This window comes from Lysinibacillus sp. A4 (assembly GCF_024919535.1).
In the GTDB taxonomy this organism is placed as follows: Bacteria; Bacillota; Bacilli; order Bacillales_A; family Planococcaceae; genus Lysinibacillus; species Lysinibacillus capsici.
On the sequence record NZ_JANWTB010000001.1, the window covers coordinates 397,741 to 411,607 of the forward strand.

Annotated in this window: 12 protein-coding genes and 1 riboswitch; of the genes, 3 read left to right on the forward strand and 9 right to left on the reverse strand. The window is 38.9% G+C overall.

The features are described 5' to 3' along the window. Positions 1–47: 47 nt before the first annotated feature. From NY607_RS02415 to NY607_RS02445, 7 genes are all read right to left on the reverse strand, one after another. Positions 48–1,130 (reverse strand): hypothetical protein, encoded by a 1,083-nt coding sequence (locus NY607_RS02415; RefSeq protein WP_259419101.1) that lies wholly within the window; start codon positions 1,128–1,130, stop codon positions 48–50. 717 nt (positions 1,131–1,847) lie between these two features. Next, positions 1,848–2,558, reverse strand: coding sequence for an ankyrin repeat domain-containing protein (locus tag NY607_RS02420; RefSeq protein ID WP_259419102.1), 711 nt, complete (start codon positions 2,556–2,558; stop codon positions 1,848–1,850). A 115-nt stretch (positions 2,559–2,673) separates the two neighbouring features. Continuing rightward, entirely contained in the window at positions 2,674–3,360 is a 687-nt protein-coding gene (locus NY607_RS02425) for a response regulator transcription factor (protein ID WP_112117822.1), read from the reverse strand. Then, entirely contained in the window at positions 3,338–4,816 is a 1,479-nt protein-coding gene (locus NY607_RS02430; protein ID WP_259419103.1) for a sensor histidine kinase, read from the reverse strand. The genes NY607_RS02425 and NY607_RS02430 overlap by 23 nt, the downstream gene beginning before the upstream one ends. A gap of 181 nt (positions 4,817–4,997) precedes the next feature. Beyond that, positions 4,998–6,359: a PepSY-associated TM helix domain-containing protein gene (locus NY607_RS02435; protein WP_259419104.1), complete on the reverse strand. Its 1,362-nt coding sequence runs from the start codon at positions 6,357–6,359 to the stop codon at positions 4,998–5,000. A gap of 169 nt (positions 6,360–6,528) precedes the next feature. Next, entirely contained in the window at positions 6,529–6,696 is a 168-nt protein-coding gene (locus NY607_RS02440; RefSeq protein ID WP_167444835.1) for a hypothetical protein, read from the reverse strand. Between the two features lie 62 nt (positions 6,697–6,758). Then, positions 6,759–6,881 carry a hypothetical protein gene (locus tag NY607_RS02445; protein WP_259419105.1) on the reverse strand — a complete coding sequence of 41 codons (123 nt, stop codon included), beginning with the start codon at positions 6,879–6,881 and terminating at the stop codon, positions 6,759–6,761. Positions 6,882–6,911: 30 nt separating this feature from the next. After that, positions 6,912–7,103: riboswitch (cobalamin riboswitch) on the reverse strand. A 460-nt stretch (positions 7,104–7,563) separates the two neighbouring features. Here NY607_RS02445 and NY607_RS02450 point away from each other — a divergent pair. Together NY607_RS02450 and NY607_RS02455 are read left to right on the forward strand one after the other, a co-directional pair. Continuing rightward, entirely contained in the window at positions 7,564–7,929 is a 366-nt protein-coding gene (locus tag NY607_RS02450; RefSeq protein ID WP_131519837.1) for a VOC family protein, read from the forward strand. 241 nt (positions 7,930–8,170) lie between these two features. After that, positions 8,171–9,526 (forward strand): C40 family peptidase, encoded by a 1,356-nt coding sequence (locus tag NY607_RS02455; protein WP_131519836.1) that lies wholly within the window; start codon positions 8,171–8,173, stop codon positions 9,524–9,526. Between the two features lie 42 nt (positions 9,527–9,568). Here the strand turns inward: NY607_RS02455 and NY607_RS02460 are convergent, their stop codons facing one another. Continuing rightward, entirely contained in the window at positions 9,569–10,954 is a 1,386-nt protein-coding gene (locus tag NY607_RS02460; protein WP_131519835.1) for a UDP-N-acetylmuramoyl-tripeptide--D-alanyl-D-alanine ligase, read from the reverse strand. Between the two features lie 142 nt (positions 10,955–11,096). Beyond that, the gene (locus NY607_RS02465) at positions 11,097–12,491 is read right to left on the reverse strand and encodes a Mur ligase family protein (RefSeq protein WP_131519834.1); all 1,395 of its coding nucleotides are present in this window, start codon (positions 12,489–12,491) and stop codon (positions 11,097–11,099) included. 140 nt (positions 12,492–12,631) lie between these two features. Here NY607_RS02465 and NY607_RS02470 point away from each other — a divergent pair, with 140 nt between their 5' ends. Further along, complete coding sequence (locus tag NY607_RS02470; RefSeq protein WP_237900296.1) at positions 12,632–13,843, forward strand: ATP-grasp domain-containing protein; 1,212 nt, start codon at positions 12,632–12,634, stop codon at positions 13,841–13,843. The last annotated feature ends 24 nt before the right edge of the window (positions 13,844–13,867 follow it).

Below are 13,867 nucleotides of genomic sequence, written 5' to 3' on the forward strand. Positions count from 1 at the left end.
TTAGGCTTCAAATGACAGATTCATTATTTTATTAAGCAAAAGAACGTTTATTTTCCTTGTAGCACTATATCTGTTGCTATAGCCCAGTTGTTTAATGGGATTACGGTATAGCTGACATTTGCCTTCAACGTACCACCATTCGTTAGATCAAAAATGCCCACAGCACCTTTACGTGATGAATAACGATATTGTGCTTGCAATGTACTCCCATCACTGCCTTTTAATGCTACACTTCGGCCAGCAAGTAAATCAGATTGCGGATCGTTTCTTAATTGTAATTCAAAGGATTTTTCATCCATGGCTTTCGCTGTTTGCAGAGTGATTGGCGCGATTTCTTTCGCTACAAAGCTCCTTACATCTATTTCCGCCCATTGTGCGTACACATGGTAAGTCACACCTGGTTTTAAAATCTTGCCAGCAGGGAGTCTAAACTGAGGAGCCTGTCTGCCATCAGCTGCTTGTGTAAATGGTACATAATTAGCAACAAACTCTTCTCCCTCACTTGTTCTCACCGTCACATAGCGATCACGTAAGGAAGAAATAACATCAAAGCGTTTGCCGCTAGCATCTCGATTATGACCATCTAAGCTAAATGCTAAATCTCCACGGCCTGCGCGATAGGCTTCAATAATATTAGCATAATCTACTACGCCATCCTCCTGAAAGGATTCCAATGTAAATGTATCATTTGTGACTTGCTCCACATTGCGTACATATACCTTTTCATCTGTGCCCTCAAAAACTTTATTGCGTTGCTCTTTATAGCTCAATGTATAGATAAAATCATCTTCTTGGAATGTTGTTGGTACAATATATGTACGCTTAGAGCCTGTCATTAAGCGTGGCACATTGACAATCTCTAAATCTCCATTAAACGTAAAATGTTTTTTTATAGCATCTAAATGATTTAGGTCTATATCAGCTGCTGCTAATGGCTGATTAAATGTAATTTGTAGTGTCATTGTATTTAATGGCTTGATGTTTGTAATTTTAGCTACTTGCTCGTTTTCCGCTACTACTGCTTTATTGCTTGCCGCATCTGCATTTAATGGCTCGCCTATGGTTACTAGACCTGCTGATACTACGGATAAAGCCAATGCTGCTGGGACAATACGTTTTCTTAATTTCATTTGTTGAACTCTCCTTTATGGTGTAATTTGGTTGACAAAATTTATCATAAAGTCCATATCTAAACTGCTACTAAATAAACTATTAAAAAAGAATTAAAAAATAGGAAAAATAATTTAAGAACAAAAAACTGTAGAGAGCTGTCTCTACAGTTTGCATGTTGTTGAAAAAAGATGATGTCAACGCCAGAAAAAGCAACTTTGCAAGTCGAGGGGTTGATTTCCGTTACGCCAGCGTCCTTTCCAGGGGGCGTCCGATGAGCCGCTTCACTCACTTACGTTCGCTCCAGGGTCTCCTCTGTGACGCTAAATCCCCTAGGAGTGACGCTGGCTCCACTCCAATCAACCATTCTGCAAAGTGTCTTTACTTTTTTATAGTAACAAATCGTCCATTAACTGTATTCTTAGAGGGGATAAGTTCTTATTTTCAATGTGGAGAAGTGATGCATGACAACACCTCTTCATAAAGAGTAGTGAACACCTTCACTTTATTTGAAAACCTTTGCTAATAAGTTAGTGGGTTGAAGTGGAAGGCTGCTTGACTCCCATGGGATAGCAAGACAGGCGAAACTCTAAATGGAGCGGTAGCGGAGGAAGTGATTCGGCGCTCGCCCACAGGAAAGCAAGTAGCCTGCAACGGAAATCCATTTCTACCTTTCAATTGACTGTTTTGTTTTTCAACACTAAGAAAACTGTAGAGAGCCGTCTCTACAGTTTGGGTTACTTTGCGCCTGCTGCAAGTAGAATTTGTTCGATTGCTTTAAATCCTCGTTGTTTTGCATGTTGCAGAGGTGTCACGTTATTTTGATCGGGAATATTTACATCAGCACCATGTTCAATTAGTCGTTGTATTACGGTTTGCTGTGTTGGATTGCCGTTATTTAAGACAATCGCCTCCATCAGGGCTGTCCAGCCTAAATGATTCACATGATTGACGTCAATATCGGTATTGCTCAATAGCTCCTCGATGACCTCCACATGACCATGCTCTGCTGCTGGTATGAGTGCTGTCCCCCCATATCGATTTAAAATAGTCGGATCAGCACAAGCTTGAATGGTCATCTTTAAAATAGCCAGATAGCCCTCCGCACCTGCATAGAGAAATGGCGTATTTTGCTGATTATCCTGAATATTAACATCTGCTCCTGCATCTATTAATAATTTAACTGCCTCTATATCCTGATTATAGGTAGCTATCATCAAAGCTGTTCGATTATTTGAATCTTGTACATTGATGTCCCCTTTTTGTTTCAAAGCAAGTTGAAGCCCATCGATATCTCCCCTTTCAGCTGCCTTGAGCAACTCACTCGCCCATTCTGTTCCCACCACTTCACTCCCACCTTTATCATGCTGTATTGTTTCTGTATCAATTGAGGCACACCCTTGAAGTAAAAATGTTAATGCAATGATAACTGCCTGCCTTTTTTTCAATTTTAATACACCGCCTTTCCTTCCTCAGTGTAAGCGGTAATGCTAAATTGCCCATTAACGAATTCTTAAAAAAGTCTAAAAAAACTACCCCGTCACAAGGACGAGGTAGTTTTACTTAAACATTGAAGCGATAGCCTGCACCCCATACTGTTTCCAAAAACTTGGGATGCGCTGGCTCTCGTTCAATTTTTTCACGTAGCTTTCGTATATGAACAGTGACAGTCGAAACGTCTGCAGCTGATTCATAGCCCCAGTTTCGCTCATATAGCTGTTCCTTACTTAATACTTGATTGGGGTGTCTAACAAAAAAGACAAGTAAATCAAATTCCTTCGTTGTAAAGGCAATCTCCTCACCATTAACAAACACCTTTCTAGCCGAAGTATCGATTGTAATACCATGAATGGACATCATATGATTTGTTTGTTGATGGCTCGCCAGACGCTCATATCTTGACAAATGGGCCTTGACCCTTGCCACTAATTCACTCGGACTAAATGGTTTTGTAATATAATCATCCGCTCCTAGTCCAAGACCACGAATTTTATCAATATCCTCCTTTTTAGCTGAAACAAATAAAATGGGAATATTGTGTACCGCTCGAATCTGTTTACAAATGTCAAAGCCACTTATCCCTGGTAGCATAATATCCAAAATGATTAAATCATAATTACCTTTAAGTGCCTGCTGTAGCCCATCCTCTCCATGATGTTGGATATCTACTGTAAAGCCATTAATCTCTAAATAATCTCGTTGAAGCTCAGCTATGCTCACCTCGTCTTCAATTAGCAGAATTTTTTTCATGATGATTCACCTTCTCCTCAGCCTTTTTCAATGAAATGAATATGCTCGTGCCCTTTGCTAATTCACTCTTTGCCCAAATATCGCCACCCATTTCAACAACGATTTGTTTGGCAATGGCTAACCCTAAGCCACTGCCTCCTGTTTGCGAATTACGTGAAGGCTCCGCACGGTAAAATCGATCAAAAATATAGGGCAATGCGACAGGATCAATGCCTGCACCATTATCTGTTACCTGAATAATCGCATCCTCTACTCGCTCATGCAAGGAAATAATGATTTGCTTATACGGCTTATCCATATATTTTTCGCTATTACTTAAAAGGTTCGTCAGGACACGTCTTAATTTATCTCGGTCCACCATTGCCAAAAGCGGCGAGCCTGCTGATAGATATTGTAAATGAATATCTCGTGCAATAAAATCAAAGCTTGCATCCTCTACATAATCATGCATATATTGCTGGAGATTGATGCTTTCCAACTGGAAGGGAATCTTTTTCAAATCCAATTTAGAAAATAAGAATAGCTCATCAATTAATACATCCATATCCTTTGCCTTTGTATAGATAGTCGTTAAATATTTATCCATCTTTTCCTCTGTATTTGCCACACCATCTTTAATGCCCTCCACATAGCCGATAATGGAAGTCATCGGCGTTTTTAAATCATGGGAGATATTGGAGATGAGCTCCTTTCGATTTTCCTCATATTGAAGCTGAAGCTGGATGGATTCTTTTAATTTGACTCTCATTTCCTCGAATGACCGATTCAGTTGACCAATTTCATCCTTCGAGTGGGTCGCAATTTCAAAATCCAAGTCGCCCGATTTAATTCGTTCTGCCCCTTCCTTTAATGCCGATATCGGTTTAATAATACTTCTTGATACTAAATAATTTAAAAAGCCAATAATCATCATAAACAGGACAAATAAAATACCTAAAAGAATCGGTAGCAGTTCCCTCGTTACCTCTGCATGGGAACTAACCTCTCTCAATACGAAAATACTCCCCTCTGTTTGATCTGGAAAATAAAAATCAAATTTAACATACGTATAAAAGGCTCGATTTATCATGATGGTGTCACGAGAATTAATATTGGTCGCTTCAAAGCTAGGTAAGCTTTGAAGCAATAATTGTTTATGCTCTTTCTGTGTTGAATACACGATTTGATGATCTTTTCGTACCACAATCTCTATCGAAGGCGCATTGATTTGTTCAAGCTGTTCGAGATCTAAAAGCTGCTGGGGACTTTTTTTAGCTAGTAATTTTAAATCTAGAAACGCATTTTCCTCTACTGTCGTCAAAGGCTTTTGGACATAAGATTTTTTATAAAAATGCTCAATCGCTTTGACATCACCTGTAATGGCAAAGGAAAAAAGAAATACCGCTGCTAGTAATAGTGTGATGGCAATGATGATGACACCCACATAAGATAGCAAAAACCTTGTTTTTATTGACATCTACATACCCCCATAAGCTGAAACTACTAGCAATGTACCATACAAATCTTAAAACTTTATAAAATCATGCTGAAAAATCTATAAACATTTTTGCCGCTTCAGTATAGTATTGCGTTCCTATAAATGAAATAAACAAAAAAAAAGATACGGCACAAACCCGCTGTGCCGTATCATCTTAGCTTTATTTAGTTTCTTGTGCTCTTAGCTTCTTCTTTGTTTGCCAACCTAAAAGGATAAATTCAATTACTACCACAGCGATTAATGACGCACCAAATAGCGGCATCATAATCCCTAATATGACAAGGAAAATAATGAATGGCATGGATATTTTATGAGAAATTTGCGGTGGTGCAGACAGCTCCCCTTTTTTTCTACGTAAAATCCAAGTGCGAATGCCCCACACGATTACGGCTAAAAAGGCTAGACAAACCACTAAGTTTAAAAGCTTATTCGGCCAGCCGAATAAATGCCCCTCATGTAATGGTATTCCCCATGTAAAGAATTTAGCTAATGGGCCATAATCGTCATAATTCACTTGATCGATAAACTTGCCACTATACTGATCAAAATACATTGTGGCTTCTGCTGTAGGTTTTACATCTAGCCCTGTTACACCAGAATTGCTAGCCTTCGCCACTGTATAGACGCCCTCACCGTTTGTCGGATAAATTATAGAGTAAGGCTTAGCAATGCTCATCGAATTGATTTCTTTTTCAAGCTGAGCAATCGTCATTTGGCTGTCGTTCGTATAACGGACAGCACCACCGCCATGATGTTGAGCATGTTCTCCTTCTGATGTCGGTGCCTCTAATTGACGAGTGGCCCATGGAATTTCAGAGACATCAGATGTTGGTGGCTTTTGTTGGAGTAATGGATACCCAAAAGTAGGATTTTCTGACGCTATATCTGCAAGCATGGAACCTTGAAAAGCAGACCATAATAGCCCAGTCGAAATGAACATCACCATTGGAATGGTAATGATTGTCCCAACAAGTGCATGCAATCTCTTACTTTTTTGCCTCTTATTCTCTGACTTGCCCTTCTTTAGGAGATTTCCCTTGAATGTCATATAAAGACCTGACAGTAATAAAAAGATCGTCCAACAAGCTGCTAGCTCTACTAAATAGTTTACAAAGGTACCACCAATAAAGAGGGAGCTATGCGTATTTCTCATAATATTTGAAAATGTATAATCGGCGTCCTGACTACCAACCATTTGATTGTGATCATCTAAAAATACGTACTTTTGTTTAGTGCCATTTGATAAAGTTAAACGCGTATTATATGGCTCCTCCAACATAATCACTTTTGTAGTAGAGTATCCTGCAAATGCTGCCTCCGCTTTTTCCACGGCTTCATCAATTGTTAAGACCTCTTCCTTATGGCTCTCACCAAAGAAATAATCGTCATATAATCGATTTTCTACATCTGTAAAAAACAAATAACCAATCCCACTTAATGTGAGAGACAGCAATAAAGGCGTAATAAAAAGTGCTGCGAAAAAATGCAGTCGCCAAAACCTAGAATAAAGCAAATTTTTCATATTTAATCTCCAATCTCTCTATTTATAGCAGATTAATTATATAAGTAAAAAGTGAAATATGAATGAAGTCCTAAAGGCAGTTTTATGACAAACAAATGTATTCCAATTGGTATTATGTTATTTACTCATAAAAATGGCTACTTCGTTTTTCGAAGTAGCCAAACATATTCTATCCTCTTAATTCTTTCAAAACATTTGCGTATGCTGCTAAAATAGATTGCTCATGTGAAGCATCATGCCCAACATATTGTTCGACAAGCTCCTTTAAGGGTTTAGGCTCTTGCATAATTTCAAATTTGAATAAGCTTTCATAGTACTCAACAACTTGTGGATTCATGTGGACCGCTCCTTTAATTTTTTCCATAAAAAAACATCTTTCCCTCATCAGAAAGATGTCTACTATGACAAATACACGACATAATACGGTGATTGCCAGATGGAAAGAAGCTTTCTATTATTCATAGAAGCACCCTTTTTAGCAATCATCGTACTATGAGCATGCAGGAGAAATTCTCTAGTCACACTCAACACCCCCTATCCGCGTAGGTTTTTTGGCTGTACTAGATAAAGGCAGGTCTCCTGGCTTATGTTCATCACACCTTTCACCTTCCCATTACGACTCGTAACAGTGGCCTTTTGAAATGTGCTCCCATTTACAGTTGCGGGACAGCGTCGGATTCACACCGATCTTCCCTTTTAAACAAATTAAAAAATCTAATTTGTACCTCTATCCTATTATTCCGTTTTTATTATTATACCATAGTATTAAATCTTAACAGAATAGAAATGTTGGTCTTTTGAAGTTCTAAAGATTAGATTTAGAGCTCTATCCCTCTCTTTCGAGGTTTTATCCACTTAATTTGAAGCGCTATCCTCCACTTTTGAAGTTCTAACCGCCAGTTTAAATTCTATCCTTCCAGTTGATGATTCTATCCGCCAGTTTTTGAATTCTATCCTCCACTTTTGAAGTTCTATCCGCTAGTTTAAACTCTATCCTTCCAGTTGATGATTCTATCCGCCAGTTTTTGAATTCTATCCTCCACTTTTGAAGTTCTATCCTCCAGTTTAAATTCTATCCTTCCAGTTGATGATTCTATCCGCCAGTTTTTGAATTCTATCCGCCAGTTTTTGAATTCTATCCTCCCATCCATTTCAAATATTTAGAAATTACTCTATAATTAAGAAAAAAAGGGGGCGGTCTGAGATGATAATGGGTTTACATCATGTGCAAATTACAATTCCGAAAGGTTGTGAGGAGCAAGGGAAGGATTTTTATTGTCATGTCTTAGGACTTCAAGAATTAGAGAAGCCTGATTCCCTTAAAGGACGTGGGGGATTTTGGTTACAGCTTGGTCAACAGGAGGTCCATGTAGGGACAGAGGATGGCTTAGATCGTTTGACCACAAAGGCGCATATTGCATATCAAGTAGCGGATATTCAGTATTGGCGGAAGAAACTCGCAGCTCATCAAATCAAGATACTCGATCCTGTGCCTATTCCTCATTACGAGCGTTTTGAATTCCGTGATCCCTTTGGTAATCGTGTAGAAATGATACAGAAAATCGTGTAGGCTGCCTCGTTTTGGGGCAGCTTTTTTCATGGAATTGTTCCATATTACATCTTACTGAAACATTTGTAATAAAACTGTAAATTCCCTTGACAAAGCCTTCTATAGCAAGTGTTGAAGCCCTCCCTTCAGTTACCCTGGTAACATTTACCGCCCAGAAGCCCTACTTTTTCATGCTACGATTATTTCCATGGCAAAGGTATACAGGAGAAATCCTACTAGATGCTTTAGGAGGTTACGCAACATGAATAAACGATTTTTATCTACAACACTTGCATTAACAATTGGATTTAGTTCATTTGGAATGGTGCAAACAGCGATCCAGCCAATACAAGTAGAGGCTGCGACTACAAATGCTCAGAACAACGCACAGGCGGTAGCTGCAAAAGCAGACCAATTAATTCAGACTGGTAAAAGCTTAATGGGGCAAGCAACATACAGCAATTCAGTTTACAAGCCTACATACCCATACAAATTTTCTTGTGCTTCATTTTTAATGTACATCTTCGAGAAAAACGGGGTAGACCTTGGTACGTATAATGAAAATTATATGATTCAGCAAGGGACTTATGTAGCGAGAAACCAATTACAAAAAGGCGATTTAGTGTTCTTTAAAAGTAAAAAAACAGGAACTGATCCCGATCATGTCGGCATGTATATTGGCGACAATAAAATCATCCATATGGCTGATACCAAACAAAATATAGTTATCTCTGATTTAAATAGTAAGCCGTATTATACGGAAAACTATGTATCTGCACGTAGAGTATTACCTACTCTGCTATCTGCCAACCCTGCTACAAAAGGCGATAAAATTGTAGAGAATGCTCTATCCTATAAAAACAAAGTAACGATTAGTTCCACAACAAATGAGGCTAGCTTACGCTTTACAGCTCCAACTTTCGTTGATTTTATCTATCGTAAAAGTGGTGTGACACTCGGCGCAACTTCATTAAACCAATTAATGAACCAAGGATCCACTGTGGCACGTGCTAACTTAAAGAAAGGTGACCTAGTTTTCTTTAATAGTGTCAAAGGTTCTAAAACACCTTCACTTGTCGGGATTTACGCAGGAGATCACCGTATCATCATCCCTAATTCAGATGGTGTAATGACAAGAGTATTATTTGTAGATTACTATACTGAACATTATATTACAGCGAAGCGCGTTTTCTCTGGTAGCACCTCTACGCCCAGCGTAAGTGCACCTTCAGCAAGTACATCTGCCGATAAAATTATTGCAACTGCTACTGGCTTAGCAAGCAAAGCAAAATTCGGCTATACGTACAATGAGAGTGCACTGACTTTTACAAGTGCGGGCTTTACTTATTATGTCTTTAAAAAGCATGGTATTGATTTAAAAGATAAACTAGCAAGTAAACAGGCTTTAGTAGGGACACGTATTCAAAAATCACAATTACAAAAAGGGGATCTACTGTTCTTCTCTACGAATAATGGTGGACAAGAAATCACACAAACGGGTATTTATATAGGCAATAACCAATATATTAGTATGACAACTAATAATATTGTAAAACAAAACATTTCTTCGACGTGGGCACAAAAGAATTTTGTAAGCGCTCGACGCGTCTTAAAATAAATGAGGATAGGGGTGTCTCAATCATGTTGAGACACCCTTTTTCTATGCGTTTTTTAGTTTATTGGCAAATTCGATCATGGATCTACTAGACATCGGTCCCTTAATTAAAACTATCGTGTCCGCATCTAGCTTTGGTTTCAATAATTCTAAAACGCCTGCTACCTCTTTAAACGTATGAACCTCTGCGCTGGTTCCATCCTTTTGCGCTTGATCGGCAATCTTCTCTGCCCTTTTGCCGATGGTAATCAATGTATCGATCTTTCTTACTGCTACCATGGAGCCGATTTCGCGATGATATTTTTCTTCAAAATTGCCTAATCGCTTTATATCCCCTAAAACAAGAATGACCTTTTTGTCTTTTCCCACCGTATCTAGCACTTTTAAGGCTGCCTCTACAGATGTTGGGTTATTTGTCCATGTATCATCAATAATCGTACTGTCACCAAGTCCTGTCGTAAACTCTAAATGTCTTGCCATCTGTTTAAATGTTCTTAGTCCTGCGATTGCCTGACGAATGGTCAGCCCCATTTCATGGCTCGCTGCAATCGCGGCTAAGGCATTATAGACCTGATGCTCTCCATACCCTGGGACAAACACATTGTATGTTTCATCCGCTACCTCTAAAACAAACTTCATGCCCGTATTGGCAAACTCCACTTTCGAAGCCTTGTAATCTGCCGTATCCTGTAAGCCAAACTTGATAATCTTCCCTTTAAATCTTTTCAATGAGATTTTTTTAGTATTGGCATCATCAGCATTAATGATTAACGTGCCATCTTCTTTAATGCCTTCCACAATTTCTGCCTTAGCCTTAATATAGCCCTCCAAATTGAGACAGCCATCTAGATGATGCACACCAATGTTTGTAATGATCCCAATAGTTGGCTGATAGATCATACATTGATGTTTAATATTCCCCGTATTCCCTAAGCCTAATTCAAAGATAGCAGCTTGTGTTTTATCGTCAATGCCCGTTAAATAAGGTAATGATTGCCTTGGCTCGTTTTTACTACTGATGGATGCTTGCACTTGCCAATGCTGACTAGCAATATGTTTTAACATCTCTTTTGTCGTTGTTTTCCCACAAGTTCCTGTTAAAGCCACAACGGGAATTTCAAAGAGCCCACGATAATACTCGATAAATGTCCAATATGCCTGTGCAACACTTTTCACTTGTAAAACGGTTGTATTTTCCAGTGCATTTTTTAACTCTGTAGACGATTTATCGGATATGATAAGAGACGGACCTTTCCGATCAATCTCTTGCCAATTGATTTGATCGTTTCGACTAACAAACAGGAGCGAATGGCTCTTTGTTAAATCATGCCGATTATAGTAGATCGCCTGCTTAACAGACCATTGTTCAGATCCGTGAATGAGCTTTCCCTGTAGGACATTTCTAAGTTTCTGCACACTAATGGATTGCAAGTGTACTACGCCTCCTCTCTTTATCAATCTTGTAGATGACTTATTTCTTCTCTTGATCTAGCGTGCTGCTTTTTGATCAATTACTATACCTTATTAGAAAGCTCTTCTATGTGGCACAGTCAATATCCTATATGGAAAGAAGCTAATCAGCAGGTGGTGGAGGCTTTAGCTTTAGCTCCGTTGCTAGTTTAGAGACCTGTTTGCTATACATATCTCCCTTTATGAGAATGATGGTATTTTCATCCACAATCTTCTGCAATAACGGATAGACTAGCGTACTATTTTTAAATGTATAAACAGGCGCGCTAAATCCTAGCTTTACTGCATGATCAGCCATAATCCCTGCGTGTTCTCCAATGGTAATCAGGACATCCACGCCAATCCGTTGAATTAATTCACCCGCCTGTTCGTGAATAATGTAGCCCCATGAACCTAAATCGGTAATCGTACCAATAACCGCAATCTTTTTCTTGCCGTCACCTAATTCATTCAACACTTTTAAGGCAGCCTCTAAGGAAGTGGTTGTAATACTCCATGTATCATCCAATAACATGGAATGATTAATGCCCTCAAAGAGTTGCAGTTGTTTTTTTAATTGACGGAATGATTGAAGCTGTTGTGCTGCGACTGGAATAGGGATCCCCATATCATGGACCGCGGCAATGGCAGCAAGAGCATTATAAACCTGATGCTCTCCAAACCCTGGTACAAGTATGTCATAGCTTTTTCTATCATGATGCAGAATAAATTTCATCCCTTTTTGATAGTAATGGATATGGCTTGCGCGAAAATCACAGGAGTCATGCTTTCCTACCCTAATCAAACGCCCACGAAATCTCGAAACATCTATTTTTTTCGTATTCATATCTTCAGCATTGATAATTAATGTACCTTTTGGATGAATGATATCTAGCATTTCTCCCTTTGCTTGAATATAGCCTTCTAATGTTTTGCAATAATTTAAATGATGGGCTCCGATATTCGTAATAATACCGATTGTCGGTTTGAAATATCTCCCTGCATTCGTAACGTCTCCAGGTGAGCCCACTGCTGTTTCAAAAACGGCAGCCTCGGTTTCATCCTCAATGCCCAGTAAATATTGCAAAGAAGCCGTTCTAGAATTGCTGCTCAATGTCGTCGCAGTCACTTTCCGATCAGCCGAAAGAATATGTTTAATCATCTCTTTTGTCGTTGTTTTGCCTGATGTACCTGTGATCGCGACAATCGGAATATGAAACTGGCTGCGATAAAAATGGACAAATTTCCAATAGGCCTCTTCTGCATTCGCTACCTGTATCATAATGACATGATTGGGAATGTCAGTTGGCCGATAAGCTCTATCGGTCACTAGCACTAGAGGAGAAAGTGGCTCAAGATTTTTCCAATTAACAATACGTTTACTTGTAAAAAGGGCCGTATTGGACTTTTTCACTTGCTTTAATCGATAAGCCCCATGCTGAATCAGTGTATCCTCTGACCCGTGCACTAGATAGCCTGCCGTAATCATTGCTAAATTTTTCACCGAAAGAGGCTTCATATCTTTTCTCCCTCCTTTCTTTTCTAGTATATGTAACCTTTTAAAAGTTGCTTGGATGTAGACAAGATACATAACTAGAGGAAATCTATTTCATTGCATATATATAAAGGTGATTAAGTATCTAAGTACCAATAGAAGGAGTGATATACCTGAAAGCCATTGTATTTATCGGTACAAACAAATCTGGGTCTAGTCGTGAAGCAACAAGGGCAGCAGAAAAATTAGGCTACTTCACAGTACTTTTCACAAATAATGAAAAACAACTTCAGCAGCGCAGAGCCTACCCCGACATCCATAAAATGATACTCATTGATACTTTTGATATCGAGAGCATGAAAGATGAAATTGAGAAACTAGGAAAAGCTGGATTAAATATTAAAAGTATCGTTAGTTTTGTTGATCCATTTGTCCATATTGCTTCAATACTATGTGATGAATTTTGTCAGAACTATACATCCTCCAGTGCCATTGAAACTATGGAGGATAAAGAAAAAACAAGAAAGTTTTTACAAGATCAACCATACTCACCAAAATTTTCGCTCATGAAACCGAACGAACCTATAGCTAAAAATTTAACCTTTCCATTAATCGTAAAATCTCCTAAATCAACTGGCTCAAAAGATGTCTTACTAGCAACGGATGCCGACCAGCTCAATAACCACCTCAAAGCACTACGCAGTAAAAATCCCTATGAAACCATCATGATTGAAGAATATCTAGATGGCCCTCAATATTTAGTAGAGGCGGTTGTTTATCAACAACAACCACATGTCATTGGTATAATTGAGCAAGAAATTACGCAAGGAAAACGATTTATCATTACTGGCTATGGTGTTCTAGTGAAAGCCCCTAAAGACATCCAATCAGGCATCGAGGAGGTACTCCATTCCATCGTGAAAGCCTTTGGTATTGAGAATGGGGCACTTCACTTAGAGCTTCGATTAACCCAAAATGGTTGGAAACTTATCGAGATCAATCCTCGAATTTCAGGTGGCGCTATGAATAATATGCTACAAGCAGCTCTAGGTTTTAGTTTAGTAGAAGAAACACTGAAGATTTTGCTAGGAGAACAGCCTAATCTGCAACCAAGACATAAAAAATTTGTGTATACAAAATATGTCATTGTGGAAAGTAGAGGAATTTTAGAAAAGGTTATTGGCAAGGCAAGAGCGACAAGATCAAATGGCGTCGTTGAAGTATATGTCAAACCGAGAAGAGGCACCCTCCTCACCCCACCTTTATCGATGGGTCATCGTTACGCCTATGTCATTGCAGAGGGAGCAACCTTGAAGGAAGCAAGAAATCACGCAATCACTGCAGCGAAGGAAATAAAATTCATTTTGAGAGTTTGAAAAAAATAACCCGAATAATTGCCG

Coding starts and splice junctions, on each gene's coding strand:
- NY607_RS02415 (WP_259419101.1), bottom strand. CDS start 1,130: ATGAAATTAAGAAAACGTATTGTCCCAGCAGCATTGGCTTTATCCGTA.
- NY607_RS02425 (WP_112117822.1), bottom strand. CDS start 3,360: ATGAAAAAAATTCTGCTAATTGAAGACGAGGTGAGCATAGCTGAGCTT.
- NY607_RS02430 (WP_259419103.1), bottom strand. CDS start 4,816: ATGTCAATAAAAACAAGGTTTTTGCTATCTTATGTGGGTGTCATCATC.
- NY607_RS02435 (WP_259419104.1), bottom strand. CDS start 6,359: ATGAAAAATTTGCTTTATTCTAGGTTTTGGCGACTGCATTTTTTCGCA.
- NY607_RS02440 (WP_167444835.1), bottom strand. CDS start 6,696: ATGAATCCACAAGTTGTTGAGTACTATGAAAGCTTATTCAAATTTGAA.
- NY607_RS02450 (WP_131519837.1), top strand. CDS start 7,564: ATGATAATGGGTTTACATCATGTGCAAATTACAATTCCGAAAGGTTGT.
- NY607_RS02455 (WP_131519836.1), top strand. CDS start 8,171: ATGAATAAACGATTTTTATCTACAACACTTGCATTAACAATTGGATTT.
- NY607_RS02465 (WP_131519834.1), bottom strand. CDS start 12,491: ATGAAGCCTCTTTCGGTGAAAAATTTAGCAATGATTACGGCAGGCTAT.